22 protein-coding genes and 1 pseudogene are annotated in these 26,721 nt (G+C 40.2%); 13 read left to right on the forward strand and 10 right to left on the reverse strand.

Annotation, left to right across the window (positions count from 1 at the left end; all coding sequences use genetic code 11):
• Positions 1-36: 36 nt before the first annotated feature.
• A complete protein-coding gene (locus C7B62_RS04985; RefSeq protein ID WP_146132045.1) occupies positions 37-411 on the reverse strand; it encodes a hypothetical protein in 375 nt (124 codons plus the stop codon).
• Between the two features lie 121 nt (positions 412-532).
• The gene (locus C7B62_RS04990; protein WP_106233520.1) at positions 533-988 is read right to left on the reverse strand and encodes a single-stranded DNA-binding protein; all 456 of its coding nucleotides are present in this window, start codon (positions 986-988) and stop codon (positions 533-535) included.
• 141 nt (positions 989-1,129) lie between these two features.
• Here C7B62_RS04990 and C7B62_RS25590 point away from each other — a divergent pair, with 141 nt between their 5' ends.
• Entirely contained in the window at positions 1,130-1,273 is a 144-nt protein-coding gene (locus C7B62_RS25590) for a hypothetical protein (protein WP_158260628.1), read from the forward strand.
• A gap of 281 nt (positions 1,274-1,554) precedes the next feature.
• On the opposite strand, the gene C7B62_RS25595 is transcribed toward C7B62_RS25590, so the two are convergent.
• The gene (locus C7B62_RS25595; RefSeq protein WP_158260629.1) at positions 1,555-1,725 is read right to left on the reverse strand and encodes a hypothetical protein; all 171 of its coding nucleotides are present in this window, start codon (positions 1,723-1,725) and stop codon (positions 1,555-1,557) included.
• 108 nt (positions 1,726-1,833) lie between these two features.
• On the opposite strand from C7B62_RS25595, the gene C7B62_RS04995 reads away from it, so the two are divergent.
• The 11 genes and pseudogenes from C7B62_RS04995 (at position 1,834) to C7B62_RS05050 (ending at position 17,578) form a co-directional block, all read left to right on the forward strand.
• Positions 1,834-3,084, forward strand: a complete 1,251-nt coding sequence (locus C7B62_RS04995; protein WP_146132046.1) for a ParM/StbA family protein — start codon at positions 1,834-1,836, stop codon at positions 3,082-3,084.
• A complete protein-coding gene (locus C7B62_RS05000) occupies positions 3,084-3,500 on the forward strand; it encodes a hypothetical protein (protein WP_106233522.1) in 417 nt (138 codons plus the stop codon). Before C7B62_RS04995 ends, C7B62_RS05000 begins: the two co-directional genes overlap by 1 nt.
• 238 nt (positions 3,501-3,738) lie before the next feature.
• Entirely contained in the window at positions 3,739-4,503 is a 765-nt protein-coding gene (locus C7B62_RS05005; protein WP_106233523.1) for a hypothetical protein, read from the forward strand.
• Positions 4,500-5,273 carry a DUF6753 family protein gene (locus tag C7B62_RS05010; RefSeq protein WP_106233524.1) on the forward strand — a complete coding sequence of 258 codons (774 nt, stop codon included), beginning with the start codon at positions 4,500-4,502 and terminating at the stop codon, positions 5,271-5,273. The genes C7B62_RS05005 and C7B62_RS05010 overlap by 4 nt, the downstream gene beginning before the upstream one ends.
• Before the next feature lie 69 nt (positions 5,274-5,342).
• Positions 5,343-5,966 carry a hypothetical protein gene (locus tag C7B62_RS05015; protein WP_106233525.1) on the forward strand — a complete coding sequence of 208 codons (624 nt, stop codon included), beginning with the start codon at positions 5,343-5,345 and terminating at the stop codon, positions 5,964-5,966.
• A complete protein-coding gene (locus tag C7B62_RS05020) occupies positions 5,959-6,546 on the forward strand; it encodes an RES family NAD+ phosphorylase (protein ID WP_106233526.1) in 588 nt (195 codons plus the stop codon). Before C7B62_RS05015 ends, C7B62_RS05020 begins: the two co-directional genes overlap by 8 nt.
• A gap of 74 nt (positions 6,547-6,620) precedes the next feature.
• Positions 6,621-7,850 (forward strand): DUF559 domain-containing protein, encoded by a 1,230-nt coding sequence (locus tag C7B62_RS05025; protein WP_106233527.1) that lies wholly within the window; start codon positions 6,621-6,623, stop codon positions 7,848-7,850.
• Between the two features lie 544 nt (positions 7,851-8,394).
• Positions 8,395-16,638 carry a hypothetical protein gene (locus tag C7B62_RS05040; RefSeq protein ID WP_106233530.1) on the forward strand — a complete coding sequence of 2,748 codons (8,244 nt, stop codon included), beginning with the start codon at positions 8,395-8,397 and terminating at the stop codon, positions 16,636-16,638.
• A gap of 11 nt (positions 16,639-16,649) precedes the next feature.
• Positions 16,650-16,763, forward strand: a pseudogene (locus tag C7B62_RS27065) (RNA-guided endonuclease TnpB family protein); the annotation flags it as partial.
• A 126-nt stretch (positions 16,764-16,889) separates the two neighbouring features.
• Positions 16,890-17,354 (forward strand): putative toxin-antitoxin system toxin component, PIN family, encoded by a 465-nt coding sequence (locus tag C7B62_RS05045; protein WP_199194071.1) that lies wholly within the window; start codon positions 16,890-16,892, stop codon positions 17,352-17,354.
• Positions 17,355-17,356: 2 nt separating this feature from the next.
• The gene (locus C7B62_RS05050; protein ID WP_106233531.1) at positions 17,357-17,578 is read left to right on the forward strand and encodes a toxin-antitoxin system HicB family antitoxin; all 222 of its coding nucleotides are present in this window, start codon (positions 17,357-17,359) and stop codon (positions 17,576-17,578) included.
• 307 nt (positions 17,579-17,885) lie between these two features.
• Here the strand turns inward: C7B62_RS05050 and C7B62_RS05055 are convergent, their stop codons facing one another.
• The 7 genes from C7B62_RS05055 to C7B62_RS05080 form a co-directional block, all read right to left on the reverse strand.
• Positions 17,886-20,930 (reverse strand): plasmid replication protein, CyRepA1 family, encoded by a 3,045-nt coding sequence (locus C7B62_RS05055; protein WP_158260630.1) that lies wholly within the window; start codon positions 20,928-20,930, stop codon positions 17,886-17,888.
• 415 nt (positions 20,931-21,345) lie between these two features.
• Positions 21,346-22,488 (reverse strand): IS4 family transposase, encoded by a 1,143-nt coding sequence (locus C7B62_RS05060; RefSeq protein WP_106233533.1) that lies wholly within the window; start codon positions 22,486-22,488, stop codon positions 21,346-21,348.
• A gap of 328 nt (positions 22,489-22,816) precedes the next feature.
• Positions 22,817-24,403 carry a helix-turn-helix transcriptional regulator gene (locus tag C7B62_RS05065; protein WP_106233534.1) on the reverse strand — a complete coding sequence of 529 codons (1,587 nt, stop codon included), beginning with the start codon at positions 24,401-24,403 and terminating at the stop codon, positions 22,817-22,819.
• Between the two features lie 62 nt (positions 24,404-24,465).
• Positions 24,466-25,251: a hypothetical protein gene (locus C7B62_RS05070; protein WP_146132047.1), complete on the reverse strand. Its 786-nt coding sequence runs from the start codon at positions 25,249-25,251 to the stop codon at positions 24,466-24,468.
• An 83-nt stretch (positions 25,252-25,334) separates the two neighbouring features.
• Positions 25,335-25,520 carry a hypothetical protein gene (locus C7B62_RS26805; RefSeq protein WP_199194074.1) on the reverse strand — a complete coding sequence of 62 codons (186 nt, stop codon included), beginning with the start codon at positions 25,518-25,520 and terminating at the stop codon, positions 25,335-25,337.
• On the reverse strand, positions 25,517-25,816 hold the full coding sequence (locus C7B62_RS26810; protein WP_199194072.1) for an RES family NAD+ phosphorylase: 300 nt from the start codon (positions 25,814-25,816) through the stop codon (positions 25,517-25,519). Before C7B62_RS26810 ends, C7B62_RS26805 begins: the two co-directional genes overlap by 4 nt.
• Positions 25,817-26,236: an antitoxin Xre/MbcA/ParS toxin-binding domain-containing protein gene (locus C7B62_RS05080; RefSeq protein WP_106233536.1), complete on the reverse strand. Its 420-nt coding sequence runs from the start codon at positions 26,234-26,236 to the stop codon at positions 25,817-25,819.
• A 146-nt stretch (positions 26,237-26,382) separates the two neighbouring features.
• Here C7B62_RS05080 and C7B62_RS05085 point away from each other — a divergent pair, with 146 nt between their 5' ends.
• Complete coding sequence (locus C7B62_RS05085; protein WP_106233537.1) at positions 26,383-26,649, forward strand: hypothetical protein; 267 nt, start codon at positions 26,383-26,385, stop codon at positions 26,647-26,649.
• The last annotated feature ends 72 nt before the right edge of the window (positions 26,650-26,721 follow it).

The following is a 26,721-nucleotide window of genomic DNA, read 5'->3' on the forward strand; positions in this document are numbered from 1 at the left end:
CCTAGCAATAGGCATTCTTTTATATGGGTTTTAGTTTTAACCTTCTAATAGGGCATTAGCTGCGGCTAAGGCATCAGCTAATACAGGTTTGGTTGCTTTGGGTTTGAGAGTCAAGACCTTTTTGAGTTGAGCTACAGTTTCAGGGCTGATTGTGCCTACTTCGGGTGCTGCTGCACTGATGACTCTTTCTACTTTTAAGCGAGGTTGGTTGCTGCCGCCGAAGATTTTGCACTCTGCGGTGATCGGGCTTCCTTGGTTGGCATTCAATTCTTGAGCTGCTTTGCCGTAGGCTTCGATGTTGATGGCTTGACCACCGAATATAGCTTTTCCTCTAGCTACCTGGTATTTATCTTCTTGAACTAGTTCAATTTGATTTACTTGGATAGTAGCTGTACCAGTTACGTGTGACATAGTTTTAATTCTAATTTGACTATTTTTATTTAAGATGCGAAGCATTTCTTGCTTTGGATTAGTCGTTTGGTGCAAAAAATGAGAGCATACCTCTTTAGGTACACTCTCTTGTATGTTCTTGCTAGAAAGCAATTTGATCCCAATCTTGGTCGGATACTACTTCTGCTTGGACTATTTCAGATGCTACTGGTGCAGTAACAGGTTTTGGTGCAGATTTGGTCTGGAGTGTATGGAACTCCATAGCAAAGCGGTCATTAACGTGTAGCTTTAGCTTGCTGTGCTGTTCTCCTGTGACTTTATCTGTCCAGGTGTCAAGTCTCATTTCACCAGTTAGGGTAATTTTAGTTCCTTTGACTAGGCGATTGATTTGCTTTTCACTGGGATTCCAGATAGTTGCGGCATACCAGCTTGCTTTTTGTTGCTTGGGTTCATTGACTGCTATAGTTACTTTGACTACACAACCACTTTCAAAGTGGAAGACTTCAGCATCTGCACCAAGTCTCCCAGTGAGGGAAAACTGATTTAGAGTCTGCGCTTTAGTAGTTTCAGATACTTGAGTTGCTGTTAGTTGTGACATGGTTTTAATCCTAAGATTGATTATTTTTATTTAAGATGCGAAGCATTTCTTATTTCTTTGATTTGATTTTTTTGGCGATTAGATTTCGTCGCGAGTGAATGAGTAGTGGTCGCCGTTAATTAAGCCAAGCTATCAGAGCATTTGAATGCTCAAGAACCAATTGCCGTTACTAATAATGGTCGGACGATTGGGATTTATCTACCGATTGTTAGCGATCGCGATCAAGAGTTACCGATGATGCTTGAGCAGGCAAACAGTACTTTACAAGAATTGATGGAGCAGTAGTTATGGACTCGAATAAATCTGTTGAAGCAGATAATAATGCAGACAAGATATCTTTGATTGCCGATCGGACTAAAGCATTTGTTGCTTCTGCATCAGACCGAGTTGAATGCTTATAAAAGCGACCTAGAACTACGGTTGGAACAGTTTAAAACTGAAATGCTCAAGCGTGATTTAGAAAATCAAAGGCAAAACAGGCAAATCCTGCCTGACTCTAATGCTGCTGGAGAATTAATTACCAAGTACCAATTCTTGTGATGGTCAGTCCTAGACCTGTTCTTGTTTTAATGAAAATATGGATGTTGGAAATTAAGTGGCAGATGGTTTTCTGGTACTTGCTGGTTGGCTACTTGAATTTGGGGAAACAGTTTAGCAGCTTGACTATGGGGTTTGTAGTTTGGTTCTAGCAACCAGAAACAGTGATAAAAATGAACTTCGTTGGGAAGTATAGTCATTCCAAATAGAAAACACATAAAATACAGAAAACGTATAGCTAATCGCATTAGGATCACACATATATGTCATTACACAAATTAAATTGAGTACATAATCTATTTATATTTGTGGCGATGGGTAAACCTGAAGTACCAGATTTAGTTATAAGTGTCGATCTTGGCGGATCTCTGACTAAAGTTGCGGCAGCTACTGCTGACGGTCAATACTGTTTGTTAGCTTTGGCTAGTGAAGTCAGTGAGATTCCTCAAGCAATACTAAAAGATGTCCAATCGGGGTTTTGGGGTGATGCCAACCCTGAATCAATGGTGTGGGTTGGAGTTAAAGATGGATTATCCTATGCTGTGGGCAAATTTGCTAGAGATAATTTTTCTTCGCAAATAAATCTTGCTCTATCCAAAACCGATTTGGCAGTGCCGAAAATTCTTGCTCTTTTATGGGTTCTTCAGCAAAAGCTAAATTTAGGTTCGAGTTTCTATGTTCGCCTGGGGGTTCTTCTACCAGCAGGAGAATGTTCGGCGCTCGATCGACAGGAACTGATAGATTTACTTGTTCCAGCTTTAAAAGGTTTCTCTACTCCGACAGGGAAGATGAGCGTTAGACTTTTTGGCAATCTCGTAATTAAGCCTGAAGGTGGGGGAGTATTTTTGAACTATAAGCAAGACGAGAAATCTCATCTTGCTCAACGAAGTGCTGGAATTTTAGGTATTGGGTTTCGCAACTCCAATTTATTAATCTGCACCGATGGCACCATTAGCGATGGCGATCGCATTACCAGTAATTTGGGTTTTCATTCTCTTATTCAAAGAACAAAAGAGCTTATTGGTTCTACCGTCGATGAGGTTGAACTTGCCACTATTGTTGCTAGGGCTGGATATGAGATCAATTCTCGGATAATCAGAAAATATCTGGCTAAAATTGGTAAAGAGCGCCGAGAAGAGGCTTTTAGTGAATCAATTGCTAAAAGCCAGACAATGTATTGGAGTCAGCTTATTAACTGGTTCAAGCTAGTAGGAGCAGATTGCCTAGACGATCTTATTTTCTACGGTGGGACGACAGAATATCTCAAAGAACCTCTAGCAGAATACTTTAAAGATCGCGTAGAGCGAATCTCGTGGAATGCTGGTGCTGTTGTGCCACCTGAACTGTTGAAAAGTGCTGTGGCTGAAAAAGAACAGTCAGGTTTAGATTTTCGCTTTATCGACTGCTGGTGTTTTTTGGAATTTATCTGTAATCGGCAGTCTGGCTATGGTCTATATACAAAAGCTTTGGCTGTGGAGGACGAGACTGCCGTCCTAAAGGATACACCTTCGGATAAGGAAACCTCGGCAGCTCGATACGTCCGTGCGGGAGTAGATTGATGAGTTCTAAGAAATTTACCTGTGATTGGCTGATTGAAGCTGATTCGTCTTTTGCGGTTATCCTGGATTACTTCAATAAATCTTCCCACAGCAAGCGATCGCAAATTGAACGAGGATTGGTGAGTTTTTTCCTGCCAGAAGCGTATTTACAATCAGGTCAATCCTTAACTCCCCAGCAGGAATGGGAGCTTTATAACGCCATTTATGATTTAGAAAAGCAGCTTAAGCTTTATCGTCAGTTCCTCCTGGAGGTAAAACCCACTCTTAATGCTCTAGATTTGGACGATCAAAGCGGTGAACCCCAGAATTTATTTCAAGTTAAGCAAGAGGCTGATGCTATTGGGTTAGCTACGGCTAATTTTTCTGGTGGGGGTGATGATTTTGTTGATGATGACTTTAGCGATGGTGGAATTTGACCGAGAGGGATGGTCGGGAAACCCGACCATCCCTCTCGACAGTCCTAAAGGACATTGTACCCTTGTCCTTTAGGATACCGCTTCGCATATGGTATACACCTTCGGATATCGCTCCACTTGGGCAAAGAAGGCGCGTTTTGGGTCAGAAGATTCTGTCCCAAAAGCCGCCGCCCCAAGACCGCGCCGTCTCGCAATCGAGGTTTTATCTACTTAAATTTTTTATTTATTTATTAGAATTATGATTTTACATTTTGGCAACGGACAAAAAGGTGGAGTAGGAAAAACATTTTTTATTAAAATGTTAATTGAATATTATCTCTACAAAACTTGGACATACAAACTATATGATTTGGATGCAGGAAGCCTTGATGTAGGGAAAGTTTATGCTCCTGATATATATGCTAAAAAGAAAAAGGGAGACAAGACAAATGATGAATATTTTTTGCAGTTCACTGATAATAAATACAATCAAGATGAAGTTGATGAAATCTTTGAATCAGCACTGGCGCAAAATGTAATTTGTAATCTTCCTAGCAATATTAAGCATCTATTTAATCCCTGGATTACTGATAATGGTTTAATCGATCTGGCAAAAGAAAATAATACAAAAATTATCAATTGGTTTGTTTCAAATGGCGAACACTCTAGTATTGATGAATTTATTAAATATGTTAATAAATTTAAAAACTGTGAAACTTTTCAACATGTTTTTGTCAAAAACTATGGCTTAGAAGAAAATTGGGAGAGAATTATTCAGCAGCATAAAAATCTAAGGGAAATCTTACAAGCAGATTCGATTATTTGTCTAGATTTACCAGCCTTTTCTCCTACTAGATATAAGATTATTCTCGATCATAACTTAACATTTGCTGCTGCTAAAGACAGCAAAGAATTAAATATCGTTGCACGTCAAGCCGTCAAAAAGCTTTTAGATCTCTCTTTTGAAAGATTTGATCGGGCATTTATTGCGCTCAATATTTCTCAGCAAGAGGCGACACAATGAGTAGACATCAAGAGGTAGATGATATTCCAGGTGATGTACCAGAAGCAATTGAGCAGCAGCAACTAAATATTCCAGCTTCCTATAAAGACGGGTTAAATATGCTAGAGCATTTGCTCAAAGATAAATCGACGATTTATACCAGCAAAATTCTAACCATCATGCTGCAATACAAGATTAAGGCAGATGACCCGATTTTTTTGCTGCTATTGTGCATTTCCGAGCTTGAGCAACTGATGGTCAATCTCCCTCTTTCGCTTATTTCTTTTGGGGAAGAGTTTTTGGATGAATTGGAGTCTTTATTTAAGGAATATTTTGGTGAGGATGCGGATACTCAACAGCGATTCGATCTGGCTAATGCCGAATACTTGGCTTTGGTTGCGGCTGGTGCTGAGAAGATTATAAATAATGTATCTGAGCGTAAGTTTTACGGCAACGTCAATGCGATCGCCAAAACTATTGGTCCAGCCTTTGGAATGCTGGTTTTATCTTTTGGTTTGGGAGTGTTTGGTACGCTGCATTTTAACAAGCTATCTACCCGTGCTTTAGTGGGATCTGGGAAATTAACTGTCGAGCAGCTTGAAGCACTAGATTGGGCCCAAAGCAACGAGGGCAAACAGCTTCGACGTATTGGTGAATATAACAGTGGTTATCTTGGCAAAGCTTGTAAAGAGGATGCTCAGGCGTTGAAGGTGTCGCTTAACTTTGGCAATCGTAAAGCTACCAAGGGTTTTTGCGTTTTGTTTGTCGATCCTCCAGAACAGCGTTTTTAGTCAAGGTTTCTCTAGTTGATCCATATAAAAAACTTGTTAGAATATGGCTAATAATTTAAATTATTAGCCATGACAGAATCAGAATTGCTTGATAGCTTATCGCCAGAGGAGTCTAGGGATGTGGCGATTTTTGTCCGATATCTTCGAGATGTGAGAGCTAAAGGTTTTCGTCCCGTAGTAGGAGCTAGTAAAGGCAGTAAAACTAAGTTAATTAAAGGTGGAAACGATTCTATATCTGCCTTGGTAGATGAACTGTTGACATCAGATATGTTTGCCGCAACTATTGAACCCGATCTGGAATTAAAAGCCAAGCTTAGAGGTTTAAAAGCGAGAGAGCAAATGTTGAAGTATCAGGGACTGCCTTGGACTAGTGATGTGGTAGCAGAGTACCTTAAGATTACTCCTCAGATGGTATCGAAAAAACGTAGAGGTAAGAAGCTACTAGGCTTGAGCTTTGGTAACAAAGAATATATATATCCTGCTTGGCAGTTTGACCGAGATGGGATTTTACCAGGACTCGATCGAGTTCTTTTGGTATTAAATCAGGGTTTAGTTCCTGATTGGGATAAGCTACGATTTTTAGTAACTCCCGATCCTCGTTTGGCAGAAAAAAGTCCTGTGGAACTGTTGCAGTCCAATCAATTAGAAGCAGTGTTAGTGATGGCAAAAGTTTACGGAGTTCAGATTGGCTAATTCTCATCCAGAGCCGCCACTTGATTTCGAGCGACAGGTGTTACCTGTTACTTTAGAAAGTGGTTTATTTTATCGGCTTAATCCAGCGGGTTATGCTTCAGCAATTTACTATGATGCTAGCGGATGCGGGCGATTTGATATTAAAGGTCAGTTAGGGGTTTTATATTTGGGTAAAACTATAGAAGCTGCCTTTATTGAAACTTTTGGTCGCAATTTAGGTCAGAGGTTTGTTTCTCGCGATATGATTAAAACTCGTTCTTTATTTGCCATCGAAAGCGATCGCCCTTTGAAACTGCTACAGCTTTATGGTGCAGGACTAGCTAAATTGGGAGTTGATTCGGAATTATCTTCAGGTCGGGAGTACCGCTTGCCTCGTCTTTGGTGTGAAGCGATTTATTCTCATCCTCAGCAGGTTGACGGGATTTATTATCTGTCCCGCCATGATAACACACAGCTTTGCTGTGGCTTATTCGATCGTGGAAGTTATCGTTTGAGGGAGAATAATTTGGGAAATTTGCTTAGTTATGACCGCCAGAAGTTTTTTGAAATTTTAGATCGATATGGCTTTGGTACGGACTAATTGATTGGACGATATCACAGTTGATTTGAGCTACCTATTAGATATTTAAAGGGTACTGTATTTGGCTTGTATAAATGTCTTTTTTGCCTACTTATCCACTGATTTTTTTACCTGATGGGGTTAAAGCGAATTTAGAGGCTAAGGCTACACCGAATAAGCCTGCTGTCAATAAACTTCAGCACGGACGTAGTTCGCTGCCGAGGTTTCCTCAAAAATTAGCGACTCAACCTAAGTTTAATCCTCCTGTTAGAAGCAAAATCAAGCTAGTTAAGCTCAAAGAAGCGGTTAGCGTTATTCGCTATTTGGGCTGGTTTTTCACGGGGACAGTTAGCGTATTGTTGATTGGAGAACTGTTGGCAGGGGCAGAGGTAATTGATTTGATGCCAGGGATAATTTTGCTGTGTTTAAAAACTGGCTTAATTTTGGCTCTAAATTACGGAGCGAACTATTTAGAACAAGCCCAGCAAGACGATCGACAAGAACTAGCTCGAAAATACTGGCAGGATAACTTAGCAGCTAATCAAGATTATTATCAGCAGCTTCCTGACTTACTTCGCGATAATCATCTAAAAGTAAATCCTCGACTAAAACTTTCATCAAGAGAGAGAAATAAATCCAAAACTTCCACTCCTAAGTTAAAGGTAAATCGCGGTATTGCCAAGACCGAGGCTCAAAAAGGAGTTAGTGAGGCTTATTTTTTTACCTATCTCCAGCGATATTTTGCTGATTGCGAACTGAATAGCGATTATTTTGCTCTTAACGATGCAATTGGCTATACGACAGATTTTAGCTTGATCGTTCCTGGGGGTTATGCGATCGACATTGAGATTGATGAACCCTATGAGGGTAAGTCCAAAGCACCTCATCACTGTCAGGATGATGATAAAGACCGCAATCGCAATAACTATTTGTGTAAGCTCGGTTGGATTGTGATTCGCTTTAGCGAATATCAGGTGGTACGGCATCCTGAAAGCTGCTGTCGCTTAATTGCTTTGGTGTTGAGTAAGCTTGGTTGCGATCGCTATCTTGATGCGCGTTCCCTTGCGCCTGACGGCGTCCTAAAGGATACCGCTACGCATAACGCGGGGTCGCATCGCTATCTCGAACCTCTGAAAAATTTTGCTAATTTGCCAACAGATCGAGCCTGGACTTCAAGTTCGGTTCAAGGAATGGTGGCTCGTAAATACCGTGAGAGCTATTTGGCTAAAGCAGGACTATTTACCTATGATGCTGCTCGCGAAAAGAGAAATTTAAAAGTTGCTCAAGCAGAGAAGGCGAGAAAAAAACGCAGATTTAAATCCTAGAAAAAAAGTTAACTATGTGGCAAATACTAAAAGTATTCCTAGTACTACTTTTACCGCTAAAGGAGTTTTAACCTTGGGACAAAAAAGAACTCCAGAAATTGCAAAGATAATCGCCTGAGATATTGCGATATAAACGTTAGTAATCGTCAGAATGAAAAATATTATTGAAAAGATTGCGCAGAGAATTGAAAAGCTCCAGTTTAGGATCTGTTCAATGGGTTCACTAGTAAAAAGTTGTTTAAATTTTTGCATAGATCTCTGGATAATTACTTAATTATTATTACGGATAAATTACAAAGATTCAATCAAATTGGCAGCGATTTTAGTAAAGAAAACAAAAAGAAAGTCTCTTTGAATAGAGATTTTCTTGCTCGATCAATATCAGGAAATAATCAAAAACCTTATATGAATCAAATATTAAGAATTAAACGTAGCTAATTTTCTTTTTATATTTTTCATGAAGTAAGATCTAAGTCACAAAAAAATATAATACGAGTAGGTTACACCAGAAGAGTCCACGTTAACTAGATTTACTTTTAAGCTTATGCCTGGGCAACCTTATCGATATAAACTCTTCGATCTTTACACTCAAAAATATATTTTGACTGACCCTCAAGATCCTCAATCTGTATTGACAGAGGATGTTGAGAATTCTTTGCTGGAATTTATTTTGCCAGAATCAGCCAAGGAGCGACTGTCGATGGCGACGATTGAGATGGGTATGGATGGAGGGATGGTCGCCAACAATCATCCAGAACCAGATAAAAATGTGCTGCTTTTAGCCAAAGGTAGTCGAGGTGTTTATGGTCCAGCAGAATATAAGGAACTGCTCCAGCCTTATTTAGATTTAGTCAAGGATTATCCATATCAGCGATATTTAACCAATGAGAACGTTTCAGCTCATACCAAGGATTTAAAGATTTGGGTAGTTGATGACAAGCGGGGAATTTCAGGAGTTGAGGGCATATCGGGTGAAATTGCTGCTCAGATTTTAGGCGATTCTCACGGCAAGATGAGCCTGGAACTGGCAACGGCGATTGGTTCGCCCCTAAACTTAATGCAGTATCGGATGATTTCGGCCGATCCTGCTAATGGCTGGTTTGCCAAAGGAACTTTAGCTCCGTCACTCAACAACACTTTAGAAAAATTTGCTTTGAGCGATCGCCGTGAATTTGAAGGTCTTGACCTAATTGTGCCAACTTCTTCATTAAAGGGGGTGTCAAGTCAGAATTTGCCGCCAGGAATTCATACATCAAAAGTTCATTTGTCCCATCACAATAAGTCAAGAGAAACTAAGATAACTCTGCGTTCGGTCTTAGAAAAGCTAGATGGAGATAGCTTTACCTCTGTTTTGAAACAGCAAGCGGTAGCAATAGAGGAACTAAACGAGATTTTTGCCAATTCTGATAGTCTCAACCAAGAGTTCATGAAGTCTCTTGAGCCTGTTTTCATGCCTAATCCTGACAACCCCGATGAGCGAATTGATTTTGACCCCGATCGCTGGGAGCAGTGCGGTGATTGGAAATATATTACCTTTAGAAAAGACTATGAATCGGGACATCAGCAGTTAATTAATAGTCCTATTTTTGCTCAAGATAAAGAAAAATTTTATGCATCACGGGCGAGAAAAGCAGCCCAGCTATCTTTTGTTAAAGCCAATGGTGGGATGATTTTTTGTTCCAGTCAACTGACCAACAATCAGATTTGTGTGCCTGGTTTGCCTGATGGGGCTAAAGTAGCAGCAATAAGATCGCCGATTATTAAGTTACAGGATATTGCCTTAGTTGAAAATAAGCTGATTGACGATATCAATAATGATGCTGGGATGCCGTTAAAAGGGGCGATTATTTGTTCTCCTCAAGCTTATGAACAGTTACTATATCAAACTCGTTCGTTTATTTCTCAAAATACAGATAAGCTTGCTACTGCGGGAATTGATACTCAGGCCATTAATAGACTTAATCCTTTTAATAGCAATGACTACAAAGATGTTGTTCTGGCTGAAGTTGTAGGGGAGCAGCGAGAAGAATTGGCTCTTCGATTAAATTTTTGGCGTGAAGGCTATAACGCTTTGATTAATAATAATCAGAGTGAGCTACCTCATCTAGAACAAATTCGCCAGAATAGCTTTACCGCCATTATCAAAGGAGATTTTGATGGGGATAATATTGCTATTCTCTCCCAGCAGCAGTATCCAGCAATTTATGCGGGAATTGAGGCGCGGATTAATGGTTCTGACAGCTATACCGCCAAACTAGACAAGATCGAGGTAACGGGACAGGAATTATCCTGGCTTTTAGCAGATAAGGCAGATCCCTATATCTTAGGGAAAACAGCGAATCTAGCTGAAAATTTACAGAGTTTAGCTGTAGCGGCAGATCGAGTACAGCGCTCTGGCACGAGCGAACAGCAGCTTGCTCACATCAAGCAGCTTGCTCCTAGCTTTTACTATATGATGGCAAATCCCACCGCAGCGGAGATTAAAGCGGCAGAAGCTGCTAATCTGCCTTCAACTTTTCGCTATTACAATATTTCTAGTACGGGGGAAAGATTAATTGATGAAGCTTTGGTGCGGCAGTTTGATGCTTATGGTTTAGATAGGGCACTGCTTCAGGTCTATGGCGGTGGTGAAGTAGAACCTATAGTAGCGCAACGTCTATTTGATACCTGGAAAGGACTTTTATTAAACCTTACTGATGCGGTAGCTCAACAGAACCAAATTGCCGTTGATACGTTCAAAAGCCAACGTCCGATCGATCGGGATTTGGTAGAGGGTATCGCAGGGCGCTTTCGCATTCTCGATGATGGTCTGAAAAAAGCTCTTTCAGATAACGAGACTTATCTATCTCAGATTCCCCAGGTTAAAGATTCTGTGACTAATAGATCTTTATTGGTGCAAAACGTCAATCAAAACTTGGTGGCTTATCAGGCACCATTCACTTCCTATAAACAAATACAGGGGTTATTTCCTAACGTTGAGGATGAATTTATTAATCAAGAAGTTGCCTCACTTAGCAATGAATACGACAAACTAACTTCTCTATCTTCAACTATTCGGCAAAAATCACGTATCGATCAAGGTCCATCAATGATTTTTAACGATGGTTCGGGCAGAAGTTTTGAAATCACAAATATCATGGCTTGCGATCATAGCGTTGCTTCTTTGAGTAAAGAGTTTACTCAAGGAAATGTCAAAATTAAATTTGAGCCAAACACTAAAGCCGATAGTCCTCATCAGCTTGTAGCTCTTTATAGCATAGGGCAGGATTGGCAGTCACTTGGAACTGTTTGTAACGCCTGTGTTAAAAGACTAGACCTCGATCTCTTAGCTGAACTAGAGCTTGATAATATATCTGATCTTGATTTTACTTCAAGCTCGGCAGTTCATTTGGCTGATTCTTATTCTCAACGAGCTTATCGATTAGCCTGGGAGTTTCGCGCTCGGATTCCTGATGAACAGGTAAATAATTATGCAGCGGCTACCTATAACTATTTAACCAATTCTACTAGCCAGTCCAATCGTTTGGGACTGATGTTTCAAATTTTTGGTTCAGAGCTTGCCACTCAGATTGAGTCTATGCAGTTTCAAGAGATTAAAGTTGGCAACTTGAATGGCAGTGAGATTGCTAACTCCATGCAGATTCAAATTGCTGTTAATGAGGCTGGGCAACCTGTAGTGATGCGGGTTAATGAAGTTGGGGAATTGATTGAGCTTGGGATAATCTCCCCTGATTCTTTTCAACTAAGACCGGGAGCGAGGGCGATGGTACAGGCTGAATATCTAGCACCATCAGTGGCTGATATAACTTTACCTGATGGGGAACAGCTTACGGTAGGGGGCATGTCCAAGTTTGAGACTGCTGGTACGGTGTTTCGCGATGAAGAATTAGAGTTAGAAACAGCGATGGGATCGCCTTCAAAAACTCCTGTAATCAAAATTGATGGGGAAATTGTGGGCAATCTTAAGCAAGAAAGTGTGGCTTATCTTGAGGATAACCAGCTTCTTGTTGAGGGGCAGGCATTAGATCTGACTTTGACTACGGTGGGTAAGGGATATTATCAAAAAATCAAGGCAGTGGCGACTAACGGGAAAACTCTCGAACTGACAAACTTGAGTAAGAGTTTCCAGCAACCTGTTTTAGATAAGCAGGTATCTGCCCAGGTTAGTTTTAAAACTAATCGACCTCAGATGCAGCTTTATGCTTATCGTCAGGGTAAACGGGTCGCTATTGGCGAATTTAACTACGGCAACCAAGGTTCTCATCGTAAATCACTTGACCAACTTAAGGCAATGGGTTTAGATCGTCAGATTTTCAAAGCCAAGGTCAATTCCCGCCTGTCGGTGCTTACCTTGAAGATCGAGCCTGAATCAATTAGTTATCAAGACGATCCTGCTGTAGCTAAATTAGAGACGGCTAAAATCGAGGTAAAGGAAGTCAACCCTACTACTGACTATTTTCTAGCTCGCCAGCAGCAGTATCAAAACTTTGGGGTAATTCGTTCGAGGGACTATTTAAATGATGCAGGAGAAATTGAATCGGCTTTGAGCTTGGATCTGGTGGTGGATGAGAGTTCTGCTCAATCCATTGCTGATGATGCTCCTCGCTTTAGGGATATTTCTCAAATTAGCGATGGCGCTCCTTCAATTGAATTGGAGACTGTTAAAGGCTTTACCGTGTATTCTAAGCCGATTAAGGCGATGAAGATGGTCGAAATAGCTCAACTTAAGCAGGAGTTTAATCTCCAAGAGATTTACGATCTTTCTGCACCGTCAGATCTTAATGCAGCAGTTGCCTATCAAACTCAACTGAAAAATAACTATCCAGATGTAGTTGAATTTGAGGCTCAACCTTCTGGTAGTGAAAGACTATTTTTACCTTCGATCTATAGCCAAGCTGGTGGAAAAGGTTTAATGACTACAGTATCGAGCAAATTACTTGAGGTGATTAATTTTACACCAACTGAGTCACAGATTAATCAAATTAAGCTAGATCGCTTTGATTATCTATGGCTACAGCAAAATTTAAAACTCGATCCTGGTTTATCAGACCAACAAATTCTTCAAGCTGCTTTTAGGAGTGAGAATCATATTCAACTCAAGCAGTTAACCTCTGGCATAATTACAGCAGAAGGAGAACTGGTTTATCAGCACGTCCAGGCGGCTACTGATGCTAGGTTTGGCGAAGAACTTAAGTCTGTTCTAGGACAACCGAACTATGAATTTCATCGTGAGAATGCCAAACGCTTGATTGATTCGGGCATTACGCCTGTAGTAGTTTATGCTGATAGTAATGCATCTATAGCCAGTAAATTACTGGTCAATCGACCAGAGGTAACGATACCATTGCCTGAGAAGTTGGATAAAAATATTGCACCACCAATAGTAATAGGTGGTGCGGATAAATTTGGTTTGAGCTTAAATAATCCGTACGATTATCAAAACCCAGATCTTGAGCATCCAGTTAGCTATGAAGGTATTAAATATCCTTCGGTACAACATGCCTATAGTGAGATTGTGAATCGAGATAATATTCCTCAGTCCAAAACTTATGGATTAGTCAAAGAGCTAATGTTTGCTAAATTATCTCAGCATCCGCAAATTGTTGATGGTATTCGCTCGCGCGGTGGCTATAAGTGGCTTTATACCTGTTCTCATCAGCTTGAGGGCAATGAATTTTGGACGGGGCAGGGTAAAGATACGCCTCTAGTGGGCATTATTGCTGCTGGAATGAAGCAGACTCAATTAATGGAAACCAAATCTCAGGAGAGTTTCCCGAAAAAAATTATTACTCTAAAATCTGGTCATAAAAAGCAGATTTCTACTCCTGCGATAGAAGTTCAACCAACAGATCGCTTAGTTAATAATAAAGAGGCTAAATCTAATCCTCTAGCAAATATCCAACCTAAAAATGCTGCTTTAGCTACTCATATGGTTAAAGATCTAGCTATGGCTGACGTTGCAACTCAGTTTATCGGAATGCCTGTAAATTTTGACGGCAAATCCTCTACGGAAAAATATTTACAAGCTTGGGGCGATCGCGCCAATACTGGCAGCTATACTGCTAATGATGTAGTGATGATTTCGGGCAATGGTCCTTGGCGTACAACTCCAGAACGCTTGGCTGAGGTATTTGACAATCAATATCGACCTTTAATCGATAAGGCGATCGCAGCCAAGGCAAAAATTGTGGTAGGTTCTGCCAAAGGTACGGATTTATTGGTTCAACGGTATCTAGAGTCTCAGGGTTACAAACTTGCTGATTCGGGTCGCAACTATGTTGAGGCGACAAGCGTTGAGCGTTCTCGCGCTTCTTACTCGGTAAGCTCAACGCGGGGAACCCGCGCAACGCTTCCTCGCGCTGCTTCTATTCAATCTCCTGCATTAAACATAGTCGGTAAAAAGGTTTCGATGTCTTATCCTTTAATGCTCGAAGGTAGATCTAATCCTTTATCCGTAAATACTTGCTTTGACGCTATGCGTGGGCATGGCAGGGTACATACTACCAGAAATTTTGAACCTTACAAAGCCTGGGGGTTTAAAGAGGGAGATTTGGCGATCGCTTATGACAATAAAACTAACCGAGAAATTCTTTTTCGCGTTGGTAAGCAGCAAAGAATTACGAACCAGATGATTGCCGACCCTAATTATCAGGCTCAATGGGCTGAGGTTGAGAAACATGCACCTGAAGTTTTGCCTAAGCTGTTTGCCTCCAAAGTAGCAGCGAATAATGAAGTATGGGGTATGACCTATGAACCTTTGGGGGATTTTGTTAATGGCAAAATTTATGATTTTGAAGACGGAAAAGAGATCGTTCTTAATGCATCTTTAACTGAAATTGTTGATAACAGACCGCCCCAGGCAAATCTTCTATCTTCTCAAGCCACGATTGCTAAATCAATTCAGCAGATTGGTGTTTTAGATAAGCCAACTCAGACTGCTTTATTAGAGCATTTAGAAGGGATGAAGCAAGAATTAAATACTGATGTTTCTCAATACGCCGCATGCCGTCAAAATTTCTGGCTGGGTACTCAGTGGAATCTCAAAGACAAGCAGTTTGAATCCTCTGGTACTTGGAATGCTCGACTTTGGGAGTTTTGTAAGCGTATTTACCCTGATGCAGATATGGCTTTAATTACTTATTCTGGGGACGAGCAGAGTGCGGGAATCAATTTGCATCGCGATGATTCTTACGCTGATTTTGAAGCTCGAACTATTTCTCTTGAGACTGTAGAGGGTCAAGAAACTCAGTGGCAGATGAAGCAAGCCTATCCTGGTATGGGCTGGGTTAAAGAGCAGGATGCTCAGGCAGAACTGGTTAATTTTTCGATTCCTTCTGGGTCGATGATGGCATTTAACTGTAAAAATCCTCATGCAGCGATTCCTGGTGTTGGCCGTTGGAGTATCAATCTTTGGTCGGTTGCTGCCAAGCAGAAAGAGGCTTATGCGGCTCATCTGGCAACTCATGGTATTGATGGTGGTAGTTCTGACTTAGGTAAGGATAAAACTGTTATTCCTTTGCCAGAGGCAATTAATCTTACCGCCGAATCTAGAGCAAAACTTAGTTCGCCGCCGATTGTTGGTATGCAGTCTCAAGCGTTTTCTCAAGCGGTGCCTGTAGTTAAACCTGCACCTGTAGCGAAGAGTAATATTGTGGCGATGATTAACGTTCCCAACTTGGATGGAGTCAATTCAGCCCAACTCAAATCTCAGGTTAGCGAGACTTTGATTAATTCCAATACCTCAGCCAAATTGCTTGATACGATTAAGGTTTGGCGTAACCAGCTAGGAGAAATCAATAACGTAAATTCTTTGATTGCTAATTTTGCTGATTCTCCAGATCTAGATACTCTTAAGTATCGGGCTGCTTTAGTCGGTCAAAGTACATCGCAACTCGCCGTAGTTGCCTTTCGTGAGGATATTAACGGTTCGGATGCTTTGTATTCGGTCAATGTTCCAAATCACGTTGATGAATATGCCTTAAGAGCTAAACTGAGCGAACTTGAGATTACTCAATTTTCCATAATACCCACACCCAAATTTAATAAAGTAATTATTAGCGATCGCGCCTGTGAAAAACTCTCTGTCGCATCTAACTTAGCAAAACATTATGAATCCAAACTCACCATCACCCAAGGACAATCAGTCTTCATCCGAGAGCGAGAATATGCTCAAACCATCGGAGATTTTGCGCCGCCAAATTCAGCAATTAGTAGACGAGGGGATCGCGATCGACCTGACCAATCGAGGGGAGAATCGCAGTCTAATCATCTCGGTGGAGACGGAGGAGGAATTAAGTCAGCCGTTCCCTGGCTTTTAAAGCCTCCTATATTGCAGCAATCTCTGGTCGAGTCTATTGCGCCTAAGATTACTTCGAGTTCGAGAATTCAGGATGCTTTAACCCTAGAGGCAGTGCCAATCTTACGTGAGATTTTAAATAATTCTCCAGGCAAAAGAAAATTTACCGACGGAGAAATCGTCATCGCTTACCAAGGCGAGACTAAATCCTTGTCGGTAGTAGATATTGCTAGCTCTCAACTGAAGATGCAGGCGGTTTATGACGGTCAGAAATGGCAAAGCGATCCTAAGTGTTTGGGAGGAATGAGAAGAGAGGATCTTGATTTTCTCAGAGCAGCTTTAGTGATGGTTACTGCGAGAAATCGAGAGCAGATTTCCTCCGAGACGATTAAACCAATAAAAACAGATCGAAGCTTATTTGCTGGTTTAGCCAGTAAGGATAGTTTGATGGCTCAATCGAAGACTCAGCCGAGTTCTGTTGTCGAACGCTAGATCTCAGCTGCGTTAAGCGTCTGCATAATACCTAGGAACGATTCAAAGCTCTTAAGTTTGGGTTTCCCATGTTTAAAAAGTTTGGTAGATATCAATCTTTTTTGTTTCCTCAATTCAAAGAAAATCTAACGAGGAAAGAAATTGCCTGTCAAGTCTTACTATCGGGGGTATTATGCCTAGATAAGTGGCGCGGGTACCCCTGTTTCAGCTTGGCACTCTTAACTCATATAACCAAGGGATAGGTTAAATAAATGGTATTATATACAGTACCATTATGGGTATTTTTTAAATACAAAGTGAGTATTAGAATAGTTGTAGATACCAATGTTGTGATTGGCGCATTAATCGGTAAAGAGTACAGTGCTAATCGGAAATTACTAGAATTATGTTTTTCAAGAGAATTTCAGCCTTTAATTAATTACACTCTGTTTACTGAGTATGAAGATATTATTAATAGACCATCCATTCTTGGATTATGTAAACGTTCTAATGAAGAAATAAATATATTATTTGATGGATTTTTAAGTACTTGTGAGTTAGTAAAAATTTATTATTTATGGAGACCTAATCTAGTTGATGAAGATGATAACTATCTAATAGAACTAGCCATTGCAGGTAATGCAAAAATACTCGTCACACATAATATTAAAGATTTCTCTAGATCGCAGTTAAAATTTCCACAATTACAAATTAAACAGCCAAAGGAGATTATTTGATTATGGGTTCATTACATTTGAGAATTCCAGACGAGAAGCATCAAAGACTTAAAGAGTTGGCTAAGTCTAGAAATATTAGTGTTAATAAGTTACTGGAAGAATTAGCCACAATGGCTTTAACTGAATACGATCTTGAAACAAGATTTAGAATTAGAGCAAGCAGAGGTTCATCCGAAAAGGCATTAGAAGTTTTAGATAAATTAAAACAAGATTTTGGAGATTGAGTAACCAACCCATTATCACAGGCGCGTTAGCGAAGCTTTCCGCAGGAATCGCTTCACTTATTAATACCAACGACCATAATCTTCCCTGCCAAATTCGATTTAAAAAATACAAATTACTTTTTGAAACATTTGATATTTTCTTCCAGAAAATATCAAACCCCAAGTGGGTAAAACCCTATTATTTCGTTGAATACCAAAGTATTTTATTAGTACAAACGCTCACCTTAACAAGGGTAGTGACGCGAGACAGGAAATGCCAGTCTGCGAAGATTAATTATTATTATTAAAACAGGTGGACACCATTGATTTAAACCATCTCGTTTCTACTGCTGTCTTTAGATAACCAACCCTCAAATACCTTTATTCTCTCATCATCGATCGCGACATTACCGTAATACCTTTCCCTAGCTTGACGACTGCCAAACCTACCCAGATACGTCATTTTCAATCCCAACAACCTCAATAATTTCTGAGCAATGGCTATCGGCGTATCTTTCTGGCTAATAGTTACACCCAGTACAGTTTTTATCTCCCAAGCATTTCGTTTAGCTAGCTCTGCCATTTGAACCAATAATTCAGAACTAGCGCAAAATTTAGCTTCGGGGTCAAACAGCTTCTCGATCCCCAAGATTTCTAAGATCCTGACCTTAGCCGTTAGTTGAGAATCATTAAAGCTGGGTTGAAAAATAGCTCCTTTACCTGACTCTAATTGAGCCTTAGCACGGCGTAAATCTCGTTCGGCTAAAAACTGTTTACCAACGCTTAGGTAATAATGCAGCATTAATTCTAGATACCAACCCCGATCGTCTTTTTTAACTAGAGGGGGGGACACCTCAATACCGTACCTCCTTGCTAACCTACCGTGACGTTCTGTTAATAGTTCTGCTTCAGTTTTATTGCGTTTATCTAATAGCTTTTGATATTCAGCATCCGTAGGATTGGTAACAAGTGAAACTGCTTCACAGTGCTGTTGGTACTGTTCGTCTCTAGTGGTTTTAATGGCGGTTTCAATTTCTGAGGTATCATTTTGAGCAGTTGCCGATACAATCCGATGTCCTTCTATTTTCAGTTCGGCAATAATCGATTCTCGGTAAGCACCCATCCCTAGATTCACGCGGGCTGCCAGCTTCGCCCAAGTGCGGAGAGATTCTGGTTGAAAGTTAGAATCGATATCATCATCAAACTGGGATTGGGCGAGCAGTCTAATATTTAGTTTGGTTAGTTTGTGTTGGGAAGCTAGCAGATTTTTAACTGAGGTACTGCCGTTACCAATTCTGCCCAGCCCTCTAGTTGCTGCCCAGATATGTCGCGGTACGTTATCTCTGACTCTGGCAATGGCTTGACGCACTGAGTTGGTAGGCATTCCTCCCGAAGCAATAGCCCACACTCCTGTAAAGTGTTCCCTGATATCGATACTGACTCCAGTTTCGATGCTAGGAGATGCCAGCACGACATCGTACTGGGGCAGAATCTCGTTGAGATGGGCGATACAGCCATAAGCGGGATGATTGGGGTTAGCCACCGATTCCGAGTCTATTCGCAGTATGTTTTTTTGGGGAAACAGTTTTTTCAAGTGAGCTTCTAAATTGCGCGTTCCCCATTTACTATTGGGTTTTTGTGCCGAACAGCACACCATCGGCACCCCCCCAGCTTTTATGTCCTCAATTAAAGTTGCCACTAGCTGCTTGGGATTATGACCTTCGTAGGTAAAAATATCCCAGCAGTCGTCAGGATTTTGGTATTCATTAACCGCTATCCAGGGAGTAAGCGGAAATCCCGCCAAAGATCTGACATAATCGATACTGACATCGCTTAAATCGGCATCGGAGAGATAAACTTTACCAGATCCACTTAGGGCAGTTTGAATTAAAGTTTTAAGAGTTCTCAGAATCGCCACCCGCTGTTTTTGAACTTCGGTATTGGCGTTTAAAAGATGCCAGAAGACCTGTTCGCACTCATCAATGATAATTAAGGCATCACTCCAGTTTTCGGGCTGAAAACGTGCCGTAGAATTGGGGTGAAGGCTATCGACACACAGACCATAACCTAAAGTTGTACCGATTTCCGAATTTTTGATTTCCGTCACATAGGGAACTCCAAAACGCTGACATAGAGCCTGCCCCAGTTGAACCCGATGGGTAATAATAATTACAGGCTGTCCCACAAAAATGGCTTTTTGGACTTCCCCTGCTAACCATTCGGTTTTACCCGTACCTTTAGGAGATTTAAGCCCAATTAGCCTGGCAGGAGTGGAAGACATAGTTAACTTTGGTAAAACTTCTCCCTCAGTATTCACGTCTTCTAAATTTGCTTCAGTCTCACCATCTTCTAGAAATGCTCCCAAATAGCGTTTATTTAGCCGACAAGCCACGGGATAGGTCAATTGGGTACTTTGCCTAGTCAGCCAGGTTTCGAGGTCTTCTGCGGCATTATAAGCGGTGTGAAAGGCATCTTCTCCGTGAGTCGCAATCAGGTCATCTACTCCTTTTTCTGGCTGCGACCAAGTAATTACTTTGACTCCACAGCCTTTTTTGGCTAGTAATTTCCCAGTTTTAGTAATGGCAGTATTAACATTAGCAATGGTTTTGGGTTTGGTATCTTGGTCAAAGGCAAAATAAATATCTCGCCCACTTTCTGCCAAAACTTCTAGCTGGGGAATCAAACTAGGCAAGGCAGTAGCTCGACCCCATTCATCTTTGGGTTGGCGGTAGCCGTTAAAGATTCCTGGAAGGGCAATAGCTACATAACCCGCCGTTAGAATTACTCCTGCTTTTTTAGCTCCTTCCGTTATAACTAGAGGAATTTCAGGATGAGCCAGTACCCACTCCCAAAAGCTAACTGGCCAGAGTCTATCTTGAAGTCTTAGTGCCAGAGGAGAATGATAGCGTTTGAGGCTGTAGCGAGCAGCAATTTTATCCCAGAGGTGTGGCGGTAGGCGCAGGGCAAAAATAGAAGTGCCACTTTTGGGTGGATGTTCGTACTTGATGGGTTTGCCGTTGTTATTTTGCCGAGGTTGGTTAGGTTTAAAACAGCCCCAGTTATCAGCAGTAAGGGTTAGAAGGTCAATGCCACTACACCACCAGCCCCCATGTTCGGTGTGGGCGTATTTTTTAAGCCATTTATCTCGCAAGCGACCATCGTTACGCCGTTCGCTGTCGGGTAGGGCATACAGCAGGTATTCAAGAGGATTCGTATCTTCGAGGCTTAATACGTTAAGCCTAATGAGGTCTGGGTCAACGGCACTATCGAGCCATTCAGCAAAGTGGTGTGGAACGGTCGTCTCAGGCATCCGAAATAAATTCGGATGACGCGACCTCTGAATTTGAGAGTCTCGATCTAAATCTGGCTTCACAGTTGTCTTAATGCAGGAATTGCGACAACCCATCTAAGCAGTTTTTGACGTTTCGGTTTTTAGAACTGATCTAAATACTCAATATATTACTCAAGGCTGTTCTAAAACGCTGAAACTTATATATAGCAGGAAACTAAAAAACAGTTCATCGGGGGATGTGGATGTTTTCATCGGGGGATGTGGATGCTTTCATCGGGGGATGTGGATGCTTTTGTTCTAAAGCTATAAACTATACACCGTTAGCTTTTAAAGCCAATTTTTTCAAGTTTTTTTTTTAGAACAAAAAATATAGTTTATCGGGGGATGTGGATACTTTTGTTCTAAAACCATAAGCTATATACAATAAGCTTGAAAAGCTTTTTAGCAGCTTGTGTTCTAAAACAAAAATTTAGAACCTGGCGGGGTGACAACCCCGCTAAACAATACTCTGTATATGTTTCATCGCCCTCAACCCCCTTTGATAAAATGGCAGTTTATTGATAGCTGTTCTCATTAATTTGTCCACCCATTCCCAGCATATATCCATAGATAGTATCCATGTCGTACCGTATAATCCTGTCCAAAAGTAACTATGTCTGGGGCGAGTTTTACCTTCAAGTTGGAGACGATTAATATACTCAGTATGTCCAGTATTTCTAATTTTTAAACCTACTAAACAACTCGCCGTGTAAGCGATCGCTATCAATAAAATTAAATTAGTTAGTCGTTGAGGATTGGCTTGAGAACCTTCCAGATTATAGCCACCTGATTTACAATCACGAAACATTGCTTCTATCCCACCACGAGAGGCAAATATTTTGATAACTTCCTCTTTATTTTCAAGATTAGTGAGTAAATACCAGGGGTTAGGCAATTGTTTATTTTTATACTTTCTTCGCCAATAAACTACGACATTAAATCGATTTTTTTTATTTTCTTCTGTAACTAATACTTCTTGATATATCGCTTTTTGCCCTGGTTTAATATCTAAGGAATCCAAGGATTGATATTTTTTGTAGCGGGGTTTAATTAAGGTGTTCTTATTTAATCTAAGAATAAAATCTATTTTCTTTTTAGTGAGCCACAGAGCCAAAGCCGTACTACGATATTCTCTATCACCTATAACGACTAGTTTATAATCTTTAAGTAATTTCAGTATCGGTCTAATTGTAGCAACTTGTTCGTAGAAATTACTGCTACCTTTTTTGGCTAAAAGTAACCAATAAATTGGCCATGCTCTTTTGTTCCAAATCACACTTACCATTGAAATATTATTATCTTTCCATTGGGTTCTATCGATAGTTATGATTAAGCGATCGCCATGCTGAAATTGAGTTAAAATTATCTTTTTAATCAAAGGAAACCATAAAAGAGACAAGCTCAAATTTGATGAAATTAAAAATCTTTGTATCTTTTTTCTTCTGCTTTCACATTTTATAGGATAAGGAAAACTAGATGCGAGTCTCTCAATTCTCACTTGACGATGAACTTGAAGTAGCCAAACTAATATTTGTAATATTAAGAATTCTGATTTAGGCAAATAGGTTTTGAGATAATCAAGATAAAATTGAGGCAACATTTTTTAGTTTAAACTGTCTCTTATTTAATGAGACAGTTATTTTTAATCATCAAGAGCTTCATAATTAAAATAACCAGAATATTTTAATTATGAAGCTCTCTTTCCCCAATTTTGTTGTTGAATATTAAGTCAATTTCCCCGATATTTTTACGGCATTACGATCGCCTGTCGTACCCCTTGTTCTATATCGATTCTGGAGGTTGTCTCCCCGTCAGATTTAGAACATAGAACATCTCCACATTAGGTGACAAAGTATTGATATCTCCGCTATTTTTGGGAGTAAGTAGTTTTAGGCAGAATGTGAAGCTTATAAAAGAGTCAGTGAAGCTCAGATTTCTAGTAGCTGACAAATTTTTTTGTTTAATTTTGTGGTGACAGGGCGTTCACCACGCTCGATTAGAGAGATGAGTTTTTGAGAAACCCCCAAAAAACCAGCAAGTTTAGCCTGACTCCACCCTTTTATTTTTCTCACTTCCCTCACTTGGTCGCCAGTTAAGCTTCCACTGGTTGCCAGTTTGAGTTTTTGGGTTTTTAATGGTGATGCTTTGATTTTGCTAGTGGTTTTACTAGCTAAAAGTTCAGGAATGGGATTTGGAGGCTTAATACATATATAGGCATTCAGTAAAGTATCTAGGTATCCTCTGGGGTTCTTTTCTAGCGATTCTGGTCTTAACTCTTCTGGGTAAGTTAGACTATCAAACTCAATTTGCCAATTTAATTTGCCCAATAGGACTAAAGCACTGTCCCAGCATTGCTTGAGATCGTAGGCTTTGCGATAATCTTTACGAGCCTTAGAGATAGCTGGTTTAGGAAGAGCAATTTCAAGTAGTTCTTCTACCCTGTATTTACCATTTTTACGAACTCGACTATCCAAGGTCAGGTGTATTGCTAGCCTAAGAGCTAATTCGTTATGATGAGGGTCGATGGCTAGAACTTGTTTTGCCAGATAACCAAACTGATATAAAGCTTGTCGAGATGTTGCTCCAGCCTTATTTAAAAAATCTCTAGTCCATAATCCAGGTTGTACCGTCAGGTAAACATCATCTGGATTGTCTATTTTTCCTTCTAAGTTGTATTGACCGATGGGTTTTACATAAACATTCCACATCCTTCCTACTGGTGCAGAAGCAATTATTTGTCCTTTGTAATTCTTACCCTCAATCCAAACTGCTTTTACTAATAAACAATCTAGAGCAAAGGCAGTAGTGGCAATTTCTCGCAGCTTTTCGGTTTTGGATTTCTTATGATTCCTATCCCAACCAAATTCCTTAATAATATCGCTAACCTTAAGATTAAATTGACTTTCCCAAGGTTTTTGTTGAGTCATAGCATGAGCAGCAAAAATCAAGTGGAGCTTGGCAGTTGTAAAGCCAAATTTATCGATGATTTGTTGAGCTTCATCCCAAGGAAGTAATGTAATATCTCCAGGAGTACTAATGTAATGCTCGATGTAATTCTTGAGATTGGTTTTTGCTTTGTGTTGTAAATAGGCGGTACCCTCGGTATCTTTTTGCCATAAATCTTTTCTGGTACAGGCTTCCATACTAGAAAACATTACAGCAGCAGAAGGTAGTTTGGCTAAATCTTCTAGTTGCGGCTCGCATTTTGGTATTACTTCACTAATTGCATGGGTAACTGTTAAATTAGTAGTCTCTTCTTGATGCTCTAAATGTTCGCTTAAGCTATTGACTATTTGTGTGGTCAGTTCTTTAACGCAAGCTTTATCTTTAGCTAGGTCGGGTAAATTCCAAGTCTCTTTTAGCAGTTTAACAGCCATCTTTTTAGCTGTAGCCTGAACATCACTCCAAAATCCTGCTTGGATTTGTGCCAGGATAAATTTTCGGTTACCAAAAATACGAGCATCAATTTCTGCCAAAAAATTGTGGTGACGTATAGTAAAAGAGTTTTTTGTCATAGATAATTTTCCGACGGGATACTAAAGATGAAGGAGTAATGGAAATAATCGTTATTTGGCAGTTATTCTACATCGTGGGATATATAGAAATCTTCTAAAACCTGTAGTAACTTCTCCTCAATTGAATTGAGTTGGGAACGATTTAGTTTTTCTAGTCCCTTTAATACCCATTTTGCTGCTTCATCCAATTCCCCTACTTCTGATAGAGCAGTCATTCTTCCACCTAAATCCAGCATTTGTTCTGATTGGTCACGGGTAAACTTCATGGGTGATAAGTCGTCTACTGAAACTACATATTGACTGTCCCAAGTATCCACTATACATTTATCTTTTCTAACGGATGATATTACACACCAACAATTGAGCTTCCCTGACACTCCCGAAGTTATGCGACATATTTGACCCTGGACAAAAGGATTAATGGTCGGATATTTCTGATGCAGGTAAGTTTTGACCGCTGTTTTTACCATTGAATAAGAAGGCACTTGACCCAAGGCAATCCCCACTGCCATCACCCAAACTTCACCAGCTTCAATTGGACTTAAATGAGCTTGAAAAATTGGTCGCAATTGCTTCTGTTTAGTTGGTTTTGGGTCATTAAGACCCTGGGTCTTTAAATATTCTTCTATCTGATAGTAAGTCTCGGCTGCAATCATACAACGCTCGATATAAAGCATCGTGAAACCAAAAACTTCATCACAATAAGATTCAAAATTATCAAAGCGATCGCGATATAATTTCAACTGCTTAATCGTCCTCAGTGCCTGGCCTCGAAGTACGAACCCCGTCCGTACCTGATGCTCTAATTTATCCCTTAACTGTAACTCTTGTGGTGATAAGACATACAATCTGTTTTATCCTTAAAATCAATTGATTCTTGACTCGATTCTACAACTTTTAGTGTGAATAACAGCAATTCTACGCACTAAGTTTAATCTCCTATTCCTTTGAAAGCGCGATCGTTATATAAAGCTGATTCAACAGACGATAACTTTAACTCCTTGATTTCTGGATGTCTGGGATTGATTACCGCAATATTTTCTAGACCAGCAGGTACAGCTACGCTGGGCACAAGCAAAATTAAACTATTACGTTCATTTAGCCATTGGCTACCTATTTTTTGAGTACTTGATGGATAGGGATAGCGACTCCAATCTGGGGCAAATTCTCAACCGTTAGGGTTTGACTAGATACGGTATCTGGTAGATGATAAATTCCTAATCTGTAATCAGCTGGTATTAGTCTGGGATTTGGTAGATAGTTGGCCATTTCTAAAAGAGCTACACTGGGAGTTGAAGCGAAATAAAGTACTGGTATTCCCGAGGTGTTCCATCTCGCTCCATTTAAAAAGGAACCTCCTTTACCAGCAAAGTTTTCTAAATATTTGATGCGGGTAATTCTAAACAGCTTCACTTACGTAAATTCACCATACTCGATCGCGGCTAAAGATTCTCTAACCAATCTTCTTCCTTCAAAGGTGTCGCATAAATTAATCGGTAATTCTCCATCTAAAGCTGGAATACTAGCGTGCAACCATTCTTTTGCTATACTCTCATTGCCAAAAACATTGATAGCTTCATTAAATACTTTCAGAGTATCTAAAACTCCCTCACTTTGAACTTTTGTCAGTAGTTTGGAGTGATATAAACGATTTAAGTTGCTCGAACTAGTACTCAACAAACGGACAAATAGGTCTCGCTCTCCTAAAGCTTTAACTGCTTGCTCGACAATTTTTCCAGGAACTCCTTGACGAACAGCCTGAATATAGGCACCACGATCTTCGAGTAGGGTGGGACTCAGATCTGAATCTTCTAGCAGTAAAGCAATGTTCATTTTGAGCTTATTTATTTATTACTTTAATTTTATATCAAAATGATGATGCACGTTAATCATTTTGATGTGTCATAGCTTGATAATCCGTGACTCAGATCCAAAACTCGTTTTGCTGTAAGATTCGATTAGAGTTTCTACATCAAACTATGGCAATCCGAAGGTCAAAAGAAGATCGTCGATTTAATTCTAGAGTCGCTTCTACTGCTACCGTTTCTACTTTGCCTACAGTCAAAGCGATGCGGGACTGTTTTGAGAGATATCTTAACTTAACTATTGCTGATGGTAATGCCAGTGTTGATACGATTAAAACTTATCGCAATCGTACCGCCCAGTTTACCTCCTGGTGTAAAGAGCAAGAACTTTATCCTGCGCTAATTACCCAGAAAAATATTATTGAATATCGCAAGCTGTAGCGACCCGAAATGTGCGATTCGTTTCTAGGTGAATACATAGCCTAGAGTGTTGGTAAACATAATTAAATGGAG

Origin of the sequence: Pleurocapsa sp. CCALA 161 (assembly GCF_003003995.1) — a bacterium.
Lineage (GTDB): Bacteria > Cyanobacteriota > Cyanobacteriia > Cyanobacteriales > Xenococcaceae > Waterburya.

Coding starts and splice junctions, on each gene's coding strand:
- C7B62_RS05000 (WP_106233522.1), top strand. CDS start 3,084: ATGAGTTCTAAGAAATTTACCTGTGATTGGCTGATTGAAGCTGATTCG.
- C7B62_RS05010 (WP_106233524.1), top strand. CDS start 4,500: ATGAGTAGACATCAAGAGGTAGATGATATTCCAGGTGATGTACCAGAA.
- C7B62_RS05060 (WP_106233533.1), bottom strand. CDS start 22,488: ATGTTGCCTCAATTTTATCTTGATTATCTCAAAACCTATTTGCCTAAA.
- C7B62_RS04985 (WP_146132045.1), bottom strand. CDS start 411: ATGTCACACGTAACTGGTACAGCTACTATCCAAGTAAATCAAATTGAA.
- C7B62_RS05015 (WP_106233525.1), top strand. CDS start 5,343: ATGACAGAATCAGAATTGCTTGATAGCTTATCGCCAGAGGAGTCTAGG.
- C7B62_RS05085 (WP_106233537.1), top strand. CDS start 26,383: ATGGCAATCCGAAGGTCAAAAGAAGATCGTCGATTTAATTCTAGAGTC.
- C7B62_RS05065 (WP_106233534.1), bottom strand. CDS start 24,403: ATGACAAAAAACTCTTTTACTATACGTCACCACAATTTTTTGGCAGAA.
- C7B62_RS25595 (WP_158260629.1), bottom strand. CDS start 1,725: ATGACTATACTTCCCAACGAAGTTCATTTTTATCACTGTTTCTGGTTG.
- C7B62_RS05080 (WP_106233536.1), bottom strand. CDS start 26,236: ATGAACATTGCTTTACTGCTAGAAGATTCAGATCTGAGTCCCACCCTA.
- C7B62_RS05045 (WP_199194071.1), top strand. CDS start 16,890: ATGGTATTATATACAGTACCATTATGGGTATTTTTTAAATACAAAGTG.
- C7B62_RS05040 (WP_106233530.1), top strand. CDS start 8,395: ATGCCTGGGCAACCTTATCGATATAAACTCTTCGATCTTTACACTCAA.
- C7B62_RS05050 (WP_106233531.1), top strand. CDS start 17,357: ATGGGTTCATTACATTTGAGAATTCCAGACGAGAAGCATCAAAGACTT.
- C7B62_RS05025 (WP_106233527.1), top strand. CDS start 6,621: ATGTCTTTTTTGCCTACTTATCCACTGATTTTTTTACCTGATGGGGTT.
- C7B62_RS05005 (WP_106233523.1), top strand. CDS start 3,739: ATGATTTTACATTTTGGCAACGGACAAAAAGGTGGAGTAGGAAAAACA.
- C7B62_RS04990 (WP_106233520.1), bottom strand. CDS start 988: ATGTCACAACTAACAGCAACTCAAGTATCTGAAACTACTAAAGCGCAG.